General features: G+C 37.3%; 12 protein-coding genes. 3 read left to right on the top strand and 9 right to left on the bottom strand.

The window, feature by feature from the left end; all coding sequences use genetic code 11:
- On the bottom strand, positions 1-1,452 hold the full coding sequence (lnt, locus tag ACMAYX_RS08380; protein WP_412471753.1) for an apolipoprotein N-acyltransferase: 1,452 nt from the start codon (positions 1,450-1,452) through the stop codon (positions 1-3).
- A gap of 63 nt (positions 1,453-1,515) precedes the next feature.
- Between lnt and ACMAYX_RS08375 the strand changes: the two genes are divergently transcribed.
- On the top strand, positions 1,516-2,178 hold the full coding sequence (locus ACMAYX_RS08375) for a hypothetical protein (RefSeq protein WP_146037921.1): 663 nt from the start codon (positions 1,516-1,518) through the stop codon (positions 2,176-2,178).
- A 7-nt stretch (positions 2,179-2,185) separates the two neighbouring features.
- Here the strand turns inward: ACMAYX_RS08375 and ACMAYX_RS08370 are convergent, their stop codons facing one another.
- Complete coding sequence (locus tag ACMAYX_RS08370) at positions 2,186-3,325, bottom strand: S8 family serine peptidase (protein WP_103219192.1); 1,140 nt, start codon at positions 3,323-3,325, stop codon at positions 2,186-2,188.
- A 290-nt stretch (positions 3,326-3,615) separates the two neighbouring features.
- Between ACMAYX_RS08370 and ACMAYX_RS08365 the strand changes: the two genes are divergently transcribed.
- Complete coding sequence (locus tag ACMAYX_RS08365) at positions 3,616-3,834, top strand: hypothetical protein (protein WP_392993094.1); 219 nt, start codon at positions 3,616-3,618, stop codon at positions 3,832-3,834.
- Positions 3,835-3,886: 52 nt separating this feature from the next.
- Here ACMAYX_RS08365 and ACMAYX_RS08360 read toward each other — a convergent pair whose 3' ends face one another.
- From ACMAYX_RS08360 to ruvX, 7 genes are all read right to left on the bottom strand, one after another.
- Positions 3,887-4,258 carry a TraR/DksA family transcriptional regulator gene (locus tag ACMAYX_RS08360; protein ID WP_103219194.1) on the bottom strand — a complete coding sequence of 124 codons (372 nt, stop codon included), beginning with the start codon at positions 4,256-4,258 and terminating at the stop codon, positions 3,887-3,889.
- Between the two features lie 340 nt (positions 4,259-4,598).
- Positions 4,599-8,171: a hypothetical protein gene (locus tag ACMAYX_RS08355; RefSeq protein ID WP_412471754.1), complete on the bottom strand. Its 3,573-nt coding sequence runs from the start codon at positions 8,169-8,171 to the stop codon at positions 4,599-4,601.
- Between the two features lie 142 nt (positions 8,172-8,313).
- Positions 8,314-9,831 carry a hypothetical protein gene (locus tag ACMAYX_RS08350; RefSeq protein ID WP_412471755.1) on the bottom strand — a complete coding sequence of 506 codons (1,518 nt, stop codon included), beginning with the start codon at positions 9,829-9,831 and terminating at the stop codon, positions 8,314-8,316.
- A 127-nt stretch (positions 9,832-9,958) separates the two neighbouring features.
- On the bottom strand, positions 9,959-10,768 hold the full coding sequence (locus ACMAYX_RS08345; RefSeq protein WP_146037924.1) for a DUF808 family protein: 810 nt from the start codon (positions 10,766-10,768) through the stop codon (positions 9,959-9,961).
- Positions 10,761-11,858: a FliG C-terminal domain-containing protein gene (locus ACMAYX_RS08340; protein WP_103219198.1), complete on the bottom strand. Its 1,098-nt coding sequence runs from the start codon at positions 11,856-11,858 to the stop codon at positions 10,761-10,763. Before ACMAYX_RS08340 ends, ACMAYX_RS08345 begins: the two co-directional genes overlap by 8 nt.
- Before the next feature lie 21 nt (positions 11,859-11,879).
- The gene (gene mltG / locus ACMAYX_RS08335; protein ID WP_158246950.1) at positions 11,880-12,914 is read right to left on the bottom strand and encodes an endolytic transglycosylase MltG; all 1,035 of its coding nucleotides are present in this window, start codon (positions 12,912-12,914) and stop codon (positions 11,880-11,882) included.
- A 41-nt stretch (positions 12,915-12,955) separates the two neighbouring features.
- Entirely contained in the window at positions 12,956-13,414 is a 459-nt protein-coding gene (gene ruvX / locus ACMAYX_RS08330) for a Holliday junction resolvase RuvX (protein ID WP_103219200.1), read from the bottom strand.
- A gap of 213 nt (positions 13,415-13,627) precedes the next feature.
- Here ruvX and rho point away from each other — a divergent pair, with 213 nt between their 5' ends.
- A complete protein-coding gene (gene rho, locus ACMAYX_RS08325; protein ID WP_103219201.1) occupies positions 13,628-14,875 on the top strand; it encodes a transcription termination factor Rho in 1,248 nt (415 codons plus the stop codon).
- Positions 14,876-14,897: the final 22 nt, after the last annotated feature.

The raw sequence follows: 14,897 nt of genomic DNA, 5'->3' as shown, positions 1-14,897 counted from the left end.
TTAAAGAGAAAAATCTTTTATTTCTTGTTTAAAATTTTCTGTACGAATTAACTCTCGACCATCTTGTTTGATGACGGCCGAGATTCCAGTATTGGTCGCTCTAATAATTGGAAGATTAAATTCCACAGCTCTCCACTTTGCTAAGAATAGGTGCTGCTCTTGTTCTGAGTAAGGCCCATACCATGAATCGTTTGTCACATTGACGATGAAATCAATTTTTTCTCCACGCTTCTTCACTTCTTTAATGTATCTTCCAACATAGCGAGGAAATAGGACTTCATAACAGATGAGTGAAATAAAGTGTTTATCTTTAACTTCAAAGTTTGTGTACTTAGTTCCACTCGCAAAGAATGAGATATTTGTTAAGTAAGGCGCCAGGTAATGGTTAAGTGGTCCAAAAGGTAGTCCTTCTCCAAAAGGAATGAGTACTTGCTTATGATAGACCTGATCAATAATTCCTTCACCTCGAGATAGTACTGTCGCATTATACGTATTCTCTAAGACACTTGGATTTGTTGAAGCAAGATCGTATGTTCCAAAGAAGTAGCTAGCATTACTCTTAATAAAGAGATCCATTAGCTCGTCTGACAACTTTTTACTTTTTTCTGAGAAAACAAATCTAGGATAAGAAGTCTCCGGCCAAATAACCAAATCGATATCTTCAATTCCTTCGGCCAAGCTTAGTCCTTTATAGATATTAATAACTTCTGATGAGGCAAGCTTTATGCCCTGTTCAGATTTAAGCTTTAGGTCATTTCCAATATTTCCTTGAACAATTCGAATCTTAAGATCGTTACTTATATTAGACTTTATTGGGCCTACTCCAAAATTCATAAGTAAAAGTGCAAGGATGATTCCACCTTGAACTCTTGGAAGCTTTTGTTTTTGGTAGAACATAAAAATAAGATGCCCAATGAATAAACTTAAGAAGCTATAGAAGGGAACACCTAATAGGCGTGCTGGTTTTAAGAATGGAGATATCTTAAGCCACGGATGGCCAAAAAGAGCTGGGAATTGTTGTGGCGTAAAATATTCAAGAATAACGAAGATTAGCGAATAAAGGATTCCTCCCGCTAATGTATCGATCTTCACATACTTCTTTAAAAAGAAAAAGATAATAAGAAAGAGATAGAATTGTGGCGCAATAATAACCGAAAAAAGCTGCCACAGGATAAAGTTAAATGGAAAAAATAGGTTTCCAAACTCGTTTAGTGTGAATGTTAACCAATAGTATCCTGCAAAATTATAGCCCCAACAGAATAAGAAAATATTTATGAGGTTATACTTAAAACGAATTTCACTTTTAAGCCCGTAGAATAAAACGGCCGCACTAAAAAAGATTGTTGGAAAGATTGTGAACTTTCCTATGAATGGAAAATTTAATGCGTAAATGATACCTGCAAGAATATGAAGCACAGGTAGAAAGAATTTATTTTTCAGCAGGCTAGACATACTTTATTGTCGTATATGATTTAACATTTGCCAATACTAAGCTTATGAAATTACAATATTCTTATGGATAGAGAATTCTTAAACGACATACAAAAACATCAACATCTCTTCATGGAAGATAATATTGCACAGGATGTGCAACTTATAACATGTCCTAAGTGCGAAAGTGAAAATATTATTGAAGAACGCTGCCAAGATTGTGACTTCGATTTAACTTTTAATCCATTAGGAGAACCATTAGGGGAGAAGAGCTTCTATACTTTTCGTGAAAAGTATTGGCTGACACTTTCTCCTCTTGAAATGGAAAACCCAGCAATTTTCCAAGGTGATGTGAAGTTTAAGAAATTTATGATTAAAGTGCGTCGCCGTTATAATAATCTTCTTGATTACTTCTATAGTGAGCACTCAAAGACTGATAAGCTGAGAGCGCTTTATCTTCAAGAGTTAGTGGATATCGTTATTGAAATGATGAACTCTGGAGTGAGCGAGCAAGAAATTTGGCAACCATATACGCAAAAGGGTATCGAAGAGGTTTCTCTTTATGAGCGTATTAAGGAAGCAATATCTGAAACACGCGAGCTAAATAATAAGAGTCAAATTGAAAGTTTTCTTGATTATAAGATGATGGGATTTTTTAAGGTGTCTTATTTATTGTATGGAATGCTAGGAGTGATTTTTATTATGGGGACGACCCTTGCGCTTACGTCCTATTTTAGGGCCATCTAGGAATTAATTATTTTCTGATAATTACTTTTGGAGTGTTTGCTACTTCTCTTTTGCTTTCTTTGTAGTTAGCTAGTTGACCATTTGTCTTTGTGTTTAGCTTTTCAGCAAGTTCAACAGCTGCTGTAGCATCAACACGTCCTGAAGACTTAACCTTTCCATTAAAAGTGATCTCTTTCTTTGCAGTGATTGAGATGATCTTCTTAATTTGCTTTGCTGAAAGACCTGGGTATCCAGCTTTTAACATTGCTGCTACTCCAGAAACAAAAGCAGTAGCTTGTGAAGTTCCTGTTAGCAGACCGTTTCTTGAAGTCGGGATAGCAGAGTTGATCTTATATCCTGGTGCAGAAACGTCTACTGTTTGTGCTCCCCAGTTTGAAGAGTTAAGAATCTTCATCGACTGATCGTGAGCAGTTACAGTAATAATATTTGATAACTTGTAGCTTGCTGGGAAGTAAGCAGTATTCTTGTTATCGATATTTTCTTGCTCGTTTCCTGCTGCTGCAACTACGATGATTCCTTTTCTTTCTGCTTTCTTTAGAATTTCAAGTTCTTCTAAATCCGGCTCTGGTCCACCACCTGAGTAGTTAATGATATCAACACCAAGATCAACTGCGTAACGTAGAGCCTTGATTGTTGAGTTTAAGTTGTCCTTACCTGAAGCGTGACGGTTGTAGTACTTCAGTGAAAGAATCTTAACATTTGGAAATACTGACTTAATAATTCCCGAAACGTGAGTTCCGTGACGATTCTTATCGTAAGGAGTATTTACATTATCAGCACCTTTAGAGAAATCTAGTCCAAAATTAGAAATGCTAGCATCTCCTTTAGGTACGTAGATATTATCTTTAAGGAATGGGTGAGTTGGATCAATACCTGTATCAATAACAGCTACAACAACTTCTTTTTGTGTCTTTAATTTTTTAAGTGCACCTGGAAGATTAATTGATCCTTGTGCAAAGTTATTTTTGATACCCCAGCTTGAAAAGCGTGAGTGTAGTACGTCAGTATTTGATGTTTCCTGTTGGTATTCTTTTTTGAAAACACGTTGTCTTAGTTGATCAAATGATAATTTCTGACCTTCACCAGCTCCAAAAGCAAAAGAGCTAGCAATTAAAGTAGAAAGTAGTAGAAAAGATTTTAGTTTCAAAAAGTGCTCCTTAGTAACTCAAACTCACTGTTATAGAATGCACAGCTTGTGCCAACACTATGACAGGATTCTACCTACTTAAGTTGTTCACCTATAGCCCATATGGATACTTTATAGATAGGTGTCAAAATCTTATACACTATTTTAAAAGTGGTGGTAGAAAATAAGGCCAAAAAGCCACCGTGTTCATTACTCCACTAAGTTAAGTTGCCGTAATCATTGTACCAGAATTTGGCATGGGCCGTGCTTAATTATGAACAGAAGAAGAACTTACCATGGAGGGTAATTCAGTGAAAACTATTTGGACATTATCAATCAGTATTTTTGTGTTTGCATATGTCATGATCGTCGCGCCAATTAATAATACGAACTCAAGTACAATAAGTCCTAAAGTGGAAGAAGTACTTAAAACAAATGAACAGGTTAAGAAAGTGCTTAAGAGAGACATATCGAAGTATGTCTATATAAAGAAGGAGACCTTTAGTGTAGACGAGGGGATGGCCCTATAAAAAAAGCCTGCATAAGCAGGCTTTTTTACTAACATTTGGAATATGAAAAAAGCTATACGGCTCTTCGCATGTGTTGTTCTTCACGCTCTCTTTCTTCTGCGTGTGTGATACAAAGATCGGCCCATGGTTGATTTTCAAGCCTTTTCTTACCGATTGGCTCGTCACAATCTTCACAGTGCCCATAAGTACCTTCTTCAATTCGGTGAAGGGCCTCTTCGATTTGTCTTAGCTTAGTCATTGCTCGAGCACGCATATTAAATGTAACCTGTTGGTTAATTACTGCGTTTGCTACATCACCTTCATCAGGTAGATCATCTGTCGACATCTTAAGGTCTTCAGTACTTGTTAGAATACCACCGTTAAGAATCTCAGCTTTAGCGGCCAATAACTTCTTTTTAAAATATTCTAGTCTTTCAGCTTCCATTTAGTCCTCCTCCTTAACGAAGTAAAACAAGCAAAGTTTGTTGGTTAAACTATTACGCGACACTTAATTTTAACCCTGAATTTATTTAGTTCAAAAGTCTTCTTAAAAGTCGGCAATTGTTGCTTTTAATACATATTCAATAGTTGCCCTAAAACCTCAGCCTTTGCTTCGCTCTGAAGCTTCATGGGAACCTATTGTAGGCACTCTTCGTGTTTGGCGGGAAAATAATTAAGTTAATTTCTTTTTACCAGTAATATCGGTAAGTTCTGCCGATAATAAAAAAAGGACGCTGAACGCGTCCTTATTTTTTTCGCCTAAATTTATTGGCATTAAACTATGCTTATCGTTGTTCGAACTCTTCTTGAATCATTGGACGATTTAAATCGACCGCTCCTGTTGTTGAATTCACTAGGAAGTACTTATCAAAAGCCGTTGTCGCCATATCTGCAAGAGCGTAATTCGTCCCATTGGTTAGTATCGCTGTATCAAGAACACCTGCAAAAGAAGTAGGGTTAATGAATACGTAATGATTCTTTACTAACATTGCTGAACCAGCATTATTCGTACTGTGAATATCTGTTGGATTGTGTCCATCTTTATGTCCCACGTAGAGAACATTTTCGAAGCTAACATCAAATGTATTATTTCCTTTATTTGAGAAGAATGCATATGTATTGACTGGCGCAGGATCAGTGAACTTATTGCCAATAAACTCAAGATTCTTAAATGCAAACATTTCTGAGCTAGACATTGAATAATCAATGCGATCAACAAGAAGGGAACCTGTAGGTGAGCCAAATGTATTATTTTTCACACTAATATTTTCAAATACTGGCCCATCTCCGCTATTCTCTGTTGAGTAGGCTCCTGCAACTAGTCCTGTTGCTGCACATCCGATACTACTTTCAATCGTATTATTATCGAATTGAATATTATGAAATTGCGCTCGATCATCACCAGAGTTATTGTAGCGACTAATTCTTCCCATGAGAATTCCGGCATCCCCTGTAGAAGTACAATTAAACTTTACTGTAGAGTTTGCAATTCGGAGATTTTTAATTCGTCCGTGTTCAACATATGGAAAGATACCATTAAACATTTGATTGGCACCAGTGTAGTCATTGTAGAAATTTGAAATAGTGAAGCCATTTCCATCAAGAGAGCCATTGTATGAATTATTAAAGTCTGATAACTGAAGTGATTGTCCTCCCATATCAATATTATTTGTAAGTCTAAAACTAAAGTTACTTAAGAAGAGATTGTTTTTAACAAATGTAAGGTCAGCTACATTTGAAAGAAGGAATGGACTTTCTTCAGAACCTGTTACTATCGCGCGTCCATTTGTTGCAAATCTCATGAAGCGGTTAAATGCGACATCTAACTTAGAATCACCATTTGGAGTAAAGAATGGGCTACCAGTAAAAGTCGAAGGTAGAAACTTATTAGCAAGTTCGTTAAAAGTCAGGCTGATCTCACCACCAGGTGTTCCATATCTTAGGGCACTTTGAAGAAGTGCTGTTGAGCTATCAGTGTAGCCTTGGTAAACAACTTGATTTGTCGTGATTCTATCTAGGACGTTTGATAGAGTAGAGTCATTGATAAATCCAATGAAGTCGATAATGTGAGAAGTACTCGTTCCCCATCTTGTATAATGGTGTCCATTAACTATAACGAATGTGTTGATGTCTGGCATAACTCCAACAAGAGATCCACTTGAATTTCCAGTAGCATAGCCAAGGTTATTAAAAAGTAGTCCAGAATAATAATTATTATCAAAGTTTGCTGAGGAAAGATTTGTCGTTGATGAAAGTGTCCCTAGGGCTCCACCAACACCTTCAAGTCCTGCTGATCCCGCAGCTGCACCTGTGACTGAACTTGTTGCGATATGATTAAGTACAAAGTTTGCAGAAGTTCCATCGAGATTTAGTCTTCCAATTAAGCCACCAGCGCTTCCATCAGCACTAACGCTTACTCTTGTTGCTGAAGAATAAATTCCAAGTGTGTTACCAGGATTAGTAAAAGCAGCATGACCAATAAACCCACCTGCATTTTTTAATGTCGTATCAATACTTCCAGTTGTAATAGATGAGCGAATCTGAAAAGTTTCAGGATTAAATATCTTTCCAGCAATTCCGCCAGCACCTTGAATCGTACTATATGGAAGATCACTACTAATTGCTAAGTGAATATTATTTTCACCAAGCTCTAGACGGCCTAGATAGTTTGCGGCCGTTGACTGATGTTGTCCTAGAAGGCCACCAATAATCGCTGGTGCCGCTGAAGTATATGAGTTAGTAAAAACATAACTATTACTATAAGTACTAATATTAGTAAGATTTTCTGAGAAGCCGATTAGGCCACCAACTGATTGTTGTGGATTAGCTGCATCAACTTCGATATTAATATTTCCATTAACATCATAAATTTTAACTTCACGACTATTAGTTGCAGTATCAGTTGAGCCACTTGTTAGGGCACCAATAAGGGAGCCTACGTAAGCACTATCAGAACCAGGAAGTCCCGTACATTTTAAACTAAAGTTACTAAAAGTGATTCTTTCAACTTGTGCGAATACATTCTTTGTTGATGTTCCATCATAGTAAGACTGATTAAATAATCCACCGCACGAGTAACCAAAGCTTGAACCAGGTGGTGTTGTTGATGGATTCGAGTTTGTCATTGAACCTGAGATTATTAATTCATGAAGATTTGAAGAATCGCCTAAGTACTTTGCAAGTGCCGGCCCTGCTGTTAACGAATTAACATTGATATTTAAGTTACTAAGTCCTGACTCAGCGTTAGCAACCGTGCTTCCAATACTATTAAATAATGAGTCAGATGCTCCAATAATATGTGGAAGCTTCTTAAGACTTATAAGAATATCTCCCTCTAATTTTCCACTAAAGTCAGTAGCGCCCGTTGCTGGTGCTGAACCTGCAAAATCAATTGTTCTCGCAACAATATAATTCTCTGAAGGGTAGGAAGCGATATTATTAAATTGATCGGCCGTACAAATAATATTAAATCCTCTTGATCCAGCGCTATCAGCTGCAAATGGAGAGCTTGTTGCCGCTCCTGCAAACGCACAAGAATCAAAGCCTGCAAGTAGAGTAAGACCTGTCGCTGAATCTTCTGTTGCTAGTAGATACTCTTCTGAAGGAAGTCCTGCTGTTCTTGGAATCCTTTTAACTTGAGAGGCTCCAGAGCAAGCAGTATCATAGTAGGCTACAATTTCAACTGGATTATAAAAACCACTATCACTAGTAACAACGTTATAGTCGGCAGTTAGGTCATAGGTGAAAATATCTCCAGCATTTGGTGTTAAGCATTTTGATTCAAGAGTTAAGCTTGGATCGACGACACCTTCAGCATTAATTGAAGGGTAGCGAATCTTAAGTGATTGAGCGTTACTTGGTGCTTCATCGCAGCTTTCTCTTTTTCCTTTCCCAAAAACTTGGACAACCCCGTGACAAGTTTCAACCTTGAACTGATTTCCTGTCGTACTGTCATGAACAACTGTATTAGTTAGTGATGCACAATTGGCCGTTGTCATTACTAGATTCATTGGAGTTTCAGTAGAGTCAACTTGAGTATTAATTTGAGAACAATACTTTGTTCCAACTAGATTCGTTGGAGTCGTTCCTTGGTGCCAACCGATGGCCTTTACATCGTAGTTTCCAAAAGGAAGCTCAATTTCGATTTCAGAAGGGGAGCTTGGATCAAGACCAATTTGAAAAACTTGTTTTGTATCGTTATTTCTTCCAAAGATAAGTACACCACCATCAAAGTTTGAGTTTAAGTCTCCAACTAAGAATTGTGATTTTGAAAAAGTAACTTTTGTGTTTGATGTTTTTACTCCACATGAAGTGAGAAGAAGTGAAACAAGAAATAATCCAAAAATATGACGGTGCATACGGTCCCCAAATTCAATTTAATCCACAAAACTCATCGGTTAAGCAAATCTTAACCTTTAAAGAATTGGGGACAAAAACTTACGGGATTTCAGTTGGTTATGGTTTTAACCTCAATAGTGAATGCCATTTCTTAGTGCCATATTAATAATATGTGTAATTAAAAAGCTGACCATTGGCATTTAAGTCAAAATTTCCTGTACCTGCAGGAGAGCCTGCGATTGTAAGTGTACAAGTCGTATAGGGAGAACATGAAATGTCTCCTGAGATTGATAAGGTGTCTGGTGTTGAATAGATACTAAAATTCACAATTCCATCAGTGTTATTATTAAATGTAATTGTCGTGCTTCCACCTGTTGTAATATCAACATTTGATCCAGGTGCTGGTATGAAATCTGAATCCGGAATCATAACAATAGGGTTTGCCATTACGCTAAAGCGCTTCTCTGGAGAATAGATTAATCTACTTGAAGCGTCATCAAAATACGATCCAATCATTCTAAACTCAAAAGTATCTCCAAGATTAAAATTAGTAGTATTACCGTCGAGAACAACATCTCCTGACGTCGTATCAAATGATATAGGGCCTGAACCGATTGGATATCCACAGGCAACAAAAGTTGAATCATCTGTTCCAGCGACTTTGTACTCACAAGTATAGTTCATCGAGTTGCCAAGATAAGTATCGTTTCCAACATCATATGGGCCACCAACCTGTACTGTCGTTGCAGAGTTTCTTTCAAATGAATAACTCGAATTTGTAAGAGAAAGTTCAAATGGAGTAGGTGGCATAATATAAGTGAAGTAAGTGCCATCGTAGAAGTGACGATCGTTTCCTGCTAGGTCTTTTTCACCGATACTGTTCATGGTCATAAGTGTACCAACTGGCCCGGTAGAGCAGTCAGTTGTTCCACTATCTTTATCTTCATATCCTTCTATTCTAAGAGGTAAGTGGAATCCGCCTGTTAGCCTTACTGGAAGAACCATTCCAACAGAAGCATCAAGAACCATTTTAGCGTAGTCGACTCCATCGAGTAAATTTCCATTAACATTGCTATAGCAAGTATTCATCGATTCATTAAATCTTGATTGAGTATAGATTAGATCCTTATTAATTGGTCCTTCATAGTGAGGAATACCAAATTTAATAGATAGGTCAGTTGAATTAAATCTTATGTATTCACCAACATTACAAGCTGAAGTTTCACAAACAGACATATACTTGGCCGTTTGTAGGCCATCAATAAACTCAGCACAAGGGTGACCTATATCAACGACGTTGGCCGGTGCCACAGTATCGACTTGAGTTAGATTGAAAGTAAAAGTTGTCTGCTCTGGGATTGCTGCGTTTTTTACGACAGAACAATAAAGGCTTCCTTCCATCATCTCGCCTGCAGTTGAACCATGCCAACCAAGAATCATAATATTCCAATTTCCATTATCAAATTCGTGATCAAGTGTTGCTTGTGAAAGAGGAACAACATAGAGAAGAGGAGGTTTATCCGCTGGCCCACCAACTGCTAGCATGACCGCACCATTATCAAAGAGTCCTGCTACTTGAGAGAACGCACCTTGAAGCTTTACTTCGACGTTTGAGGACTTTCCTCCACATGAAGTAAGGATAATTGCGAATGATATTAGTAGCATATTGATAATTTTCATAATTCCCTCAGGCAGTTAACTAAATAAATTATCGTCTATAGCTATAATAAACTTTAATTTAGTGTGGACTAAATTTCTCGTGATTCTAGGTGTTTAGTAGGATTCTCATAAAGAGATCTGCCAATAATTAGCGCAAGAACTTCGATTTAATATGCGTGAGGATACTGAAAACGATAAGGGCCGAAAAACCACCAATGACACCTAAGAATAGGTTTTGCAGTATTTCATAGGTATAGAGGTCTAAGTGAAAGCTATGAGCAAAGATTCCACCAGCTACGAGAAACATTGCAATTGTCCCAACTATTCCAAGTCCTCTCATAATCCAAGGCATTGAACTGACACAAGCGTAGCCAAGTCTCTTATACTCTTTTCTTATAAGGTAGAGCCCAAGATCATCAATTTTAACTAAGACAGCGACAAGTCCATAGATAAGGACAGATGCTAAAAGCCCCACAATTACAAGAGTCATTAGCTGATTTACAAAAGGTCCACTAATGCTATTTTGTGCAATTACGATAATTTCAATTGAAAGAATTAAATCTGTGCGAATCGCTCCTGAAACTTTTTTCTCTTCACTAATTTCGGCCAGGATCTTCTTGCTATCTTGCTTGGTAATCTTTTCGACCACTTTGTGGGCGCCTTCATATGCTAAATAAATTCCACCAATTAGAAGAACGATTTTTAGAGCTGGAGGATAAAAATAGGTAAGGGCAACAACGCCTAAGATGCTGTAGACTTTATTTAAAAGTGAGCCTACAAAAATCTTCCAGACCATTGGAAGCTCCTGATCGGCGTTTACTCCGTGGATAACACCTGCATTAACTGCAAGATCATCACTCATTAGAGCACTGGTCTTCTTGATGGCAACTTTAGACATGATGGCCACGTCATCAAATGTTGTTGCAATATCATCGAGAAGAGACAGGAGACTAAACATACTTAACAAATGACTTCGGGCTTAAAACAAGCTCGCCCGAGCGCTCCTTTTCATGAATATACTTTCTTAACTCGTCTTGTGCTTTATTGATTGCTGAAGCTGGCTTTGGTTGATCATACTTCATAAGAAATTCTTCTCTTACACCAGCAGTAACTTCAGAAAGAAGATCATTGATTAATTCTTTAGACGACATTCTTAAAGCACAGGCCATAAGATCAAGACTAAATTGTAAAAAGAACTCACGCTTCATATCGATTGTCATATAGCGAAGGCGATCGATATCTTCTACTGACTCTGAGATATTGATAGCGAGTTGAGGGTTCTTTTCATGTATCTTAGCTAGTTGCTTTTGATAATCATCAGGATTTAGGCCATTGAATAGATTTGTATCAAGACCTTTTAATTTATTTTGTCTCTTTTTAACAAGAGAGCCAATTGAATCATATGTAATTGAGTTTAGCGTTTGTGTGAATTCAACTCCAATGCGTAGGAGGTGAGTTTGAAGTCCTTCTCCTGAAACACGGTAGCGATTAACTGAGGCAATCTTAGCTTCGTGTAGCTCAGGTAATTCCTGATCTGTAATTGAAGTAATAAAAATTGATTTTCCTATTTCGTACTTCGCTTTTCTTTTCGCATCGATAACAAATGCAAGACCTCTTAAAGAGATATCGAGAATAATATCATGTTGAGTTTCATCTTCACCCTCAACTTTGTATGAGATATTTTTGAAGTCTGGATATTTATAATTGAATCTCTCCACACTTCGTCGATCGCGCATACGAACTTCACTAGGAGTCTTGAACGAAAGACCACCATTTTCAAGTTTGAAAATATCTTTTTTGAAAATCATATCCCCAGCAGGATAGTGAAAAAAGACAGGTGAAAGAGGTGCTATTCGAGTATAAAAAGGAGCACTTTCTTTTGTGAGCCTGATAGAGCATTTTTCAATTGTAACTGAGCTGAAAGTTGCAGTGTACTCTTCGCGCATGTCTTCATTGTTTTGCCAAAATTTCAAAACTGCGCCTTCCTCATAAAGTTCAGTAAGCCTCTTGAGGATATATTCCTGATCGAATGATGACCATAGTTTCATAGTTAATTACTTCTTTAAGTTTTATTGTTTTTTATTTAAATCTCGCCAGCTACGCCCCTTACGGTTCGCTCTGTTCTTTTGCCAGTAATCTACTGCCTGACTGTGTTCTTTGTATGTTTTTGAAAAAACGTGTGTTCCATCATTTTTAGAAACAAAGTAAATATATTCGTGCTTCTTTGGGTTTAGGGCAGCTTTAAGTGCCTCTAGCCCAGGGTTTGCGATTGGCCCAACTGGAAGACCTGAAATCTTATAAGTATTATAAGGAGTTTTCTGTCTTAGGTGCTTTTTGCTGATATTTCCTTTATACGACTCCCAGATCCCGTAAATTGTCGTTGGATCTGATTGAAGACGCATTCTCTTTTTTAAACGATTGTGAAAAACACCAGAAATTGTTGGTCTTTCAAATTTTGCACCAGTTTCTTTTTCTACCATTGAAGCAAGAGTTACTAGTTGGTGCTTTGTTAGTCTTACTTTAGAAAAATCAAGTTCTTTCGTTTTATCTTTAAAGTTGTCATACATGCGGTGAATGATTGCACGTGCTTTCATCTTCTCGTGAAATTGATATGTATCAGGGTAAAGGTATCCTTCAACTCGATCAGCTGGAATTCCTAATGAGTGAACAAATTTCTTATCTTTTGCTTCTTTGATAAATTCATTTTCATCAACAATTTTCTCGTCAGCCAGAACTTTAGCAATTTGGAATAAGTTATATCCTTCTGGAATTGTCACACGAACAGTTAAACTCTTTCCGCTAATTAAAAGGTCTACGAGCTCATCCATAGTGATCCCTTTTGGGATGATGTAGCGTCCGGCCTTAAAGCTGGTTAGTTTACCCTCGAATTTCACATAGCGGTGAAAGAGGCGAGGAGAGTAGATAATTTTATCTTGGGCAAGACGGTAGTTGATTGTTCCAAAAGTGTCGCCACTATTAATTTGGAATTCAGTCTCTGGACCGTTGTATTGCCAATGATAAATGTTGTAATAAGTGTGGGCCACTAAAAGGCAGATCGATAATGCTGGTGCTAGCACCAAAAATACAAATAAGTTTTTCTTCATCATAATGATAATAGGATATCTTATTTTTATATTTTGTGAAATTAACTTCTTATGAAATCTTCTAAGATGATCACCGCACTAAGCTCATCAATTTTTGTTGGATCAAATTGAAAATTATACTCCGGAGAGTTAAGCATTCTCTCTTTTGCCGACTTAGTCGTAAGTGTTTCATCTTGTTGATAGAACTTTATACTAGGAAATTTCTCAACTAAAGCGTTAAAGATGGCCTTGTGCTCTTTTGTTTTCTCACTCTCATTGCCATCAACATAATAAGGTATTCCCATAACAATAACTTCTACCACTTGATCATCGATCACTTGTTCAAGTTCTGTATAGAAATGTGCAATTCCCTTATTAATGATACGTCCTGCGCCTATTGGGAAAGGCTCACGTCCTGGGCAGAAGAAGCCAAGGCCTATGACTTTTTCACCGTAGTCGATGGAAAGGATGTTGAGACCACGTAATTCTTCAAATTTTGGATAGCTAGAAAACTCATTCATATTAGGTAGTTATGCCCATTTTGGCGCCTCAAGTCAATCTCTAAAGTCAGCTTGACTAGGAAAGGGTGAAGGTTTATGATGAGTTTATCTAATTAAATCAATACCAACCAATTTAATCTTATAAAATCCATGCCATTAATGGATCATTAATAGAGGCAAATTCTAAACCAATCCAATTTTATATATTCAGATATTTCAGGAGTAGTACATTTTATGCATTTAAGTGAATTGAGAGAGATGGAAATCAAAGAGTTAAACAAGATTGCGGAAAAAGCAAAAATTGAAAACTCTGCGGGTATGAAAAAACATGAACTAATCTTTGCTATCCTAAAAGCACATGCAAAAGAGAAGCAGGACATTTTCGGAAACGGTGTTCTTGAAATTTTACCAGATGGTTTCGGTTTCTTAAGGTCTCCAGGCTATAACTACCTTCCTGGTGCCGATGATATTTATGTATCTCCAAGTCAGATTAGAAAATTCGCTCTTAAAAAGGGTGACTCTGTAGAAGGACAAATTCGTCCACCAAAAGACAACGAGAGATACTTTGCTCTTCTAAAGGTTAGCACAATCAATGACCAAACACCTGAAGCGCACAAAAAGACAGTACTATTCGATAACTTAACTCCACTATATCCACAAAAAAAAATCAACCTTGAGTTTAATCCAAGCAATTACTCAACTCGTATGATTGATATGTTCGTACCACAAGGTTTTGGTCAGCGTTGTCTAATCGTTGCACCTCCAAAAGCTGGTAAGACGCATTTACTACAAGAAGTTGCTAACGCAATTACTGAAAATCACCCAGATTCAGTTCTAATCGTTCTTCTAATCGATGAAAGACCGGAAGAAGTAACTGACATGAAGAGAAATGTTAACGCAGAAGTTGTTTCATCAACATTTGATGAGCCAGCAAACCGTCACGTTCAAGTAGCAGAGATGGTTCTTGAAAAAGCGAAGCGTTTAACTGAAGCAGGAAAAGATGTAATCATCCTTCTTGACTCAATTACTCGTCTTGCTCGTGCATATAACACTGTTGTTCCACCGTCTGGAAAGATCCTTTCTGGTGGGGTTGACTCAAATGCTCTACACAGACCAAAGAGATTCTTCGGTGCTGCTAGAAATATTGAAAATGGTGGATCACTTACAATTATCGCAACAGCTCTTGTTGATACAGGTTCAAGAATGGATGAAGTTATCTTTGAAGAATTCAAAGGTACAGGTAACTCTGAAATTCAACTTGATCGTAAGCTTCTTGAGAAGAGAATCTTCCCAGCACTTGATATCAATAAGTCATCGACTCGTAAGGAAGATCTACTTATGGATCAACTTGATCTTCAAAGAACATATGTACTTAGAAAGGTTCTACACCCAATGAGTACAATTGATGCAATGGAGTTCATGCTACAAAGAATTACGAAGACTAAAACTAATGCTGAATTCATGGATTCAATGAATAGCTAAGAAGCAGCTAAAAGGATTTTCA

This window comes from Halobacteriovorax sp. RT-2-3, assembly GCF_047085075.1.
In the GTDB taxonomy this organism is placed as follows: domain Bacteria; phylum Bdellovibrionota; class Bacteriovoracia; order Bacteriovoracales; family Bacteriovoracaceae; genus Halobacteriovorax_A.
The sequence above is the reverse complement of the archived record's forward strand: the minus strand, read 5'-3'. Positions and strand labels throughout refer to the sequence as shown.

Coding starts and splice junctions, on each gene's coding strand:
- ruvX (WP_103219200.1), bottom strand. CDS start 13,414: ATGAATGAGTTTTCTAGCTATCCAAAATTTGAAGAATTACGTGGTCTC.
- ACMAYX_RS08375 (WP_146037921.1), top strand. CDS start 1,516: ATGGATAGAGAATTCTTAAACGACATACAAAAACATCAACATCTCTTC.
- rho (WP_103219201.1), top strand. CDS start 13,628: ATGCATTTAAGTGAATTGAGAGAGATGGAAATCAAAGAGTTAAACAAG.
- ACMAYX_RS08360 (WP_103219194.1), bottom strand. CDS start 4,258: ATGGAAGCTGAAAGACTAGAATATTTTAAAAAGAAGTTATTGGCCGCT.
- lnt (WP_412471753.1), bottom strand. CDS start 1,452: ATGTCTAGCCTGCTGAAAAATAAATTCTTTCTACCTGTGCTTCATATT.
- mltG (WP_158246950.1), bottom strand. CDS start 12,914: ATGAAGAAAAACTTATTTGTATTTTTGGTGCTAGCACCAGCATTATCG.
- ACMAYX_RS08350 (WP_412471755.1), bottom strand. CDS start 9,831: ATGAAAATTATCAATATGCTACTAATATCATTCGCAATTATCCTTACT.
- ACMAYX_RS08340 (WP_103219198.1), bottom strand. CDS start 11,858: ATGAAACTATGGTCATCATTCGATCAGGAATATATCCTCAAGAGGCTT.
- ACMAYX_RS08345 (WP_146037924.1), bottom strand. CDS start 10,768: ATGTTTAGTCTCCTGTCTCTTCTCGATGATATTGCAACAACATTTGAT.
- ACMAYX_RS08355 (WP_412471754.1), bottom strand. CDS start 8,171: ATGCACCGTCATATTTTTGGATTATTTCTTGTTTCACTTCTTCTCACT.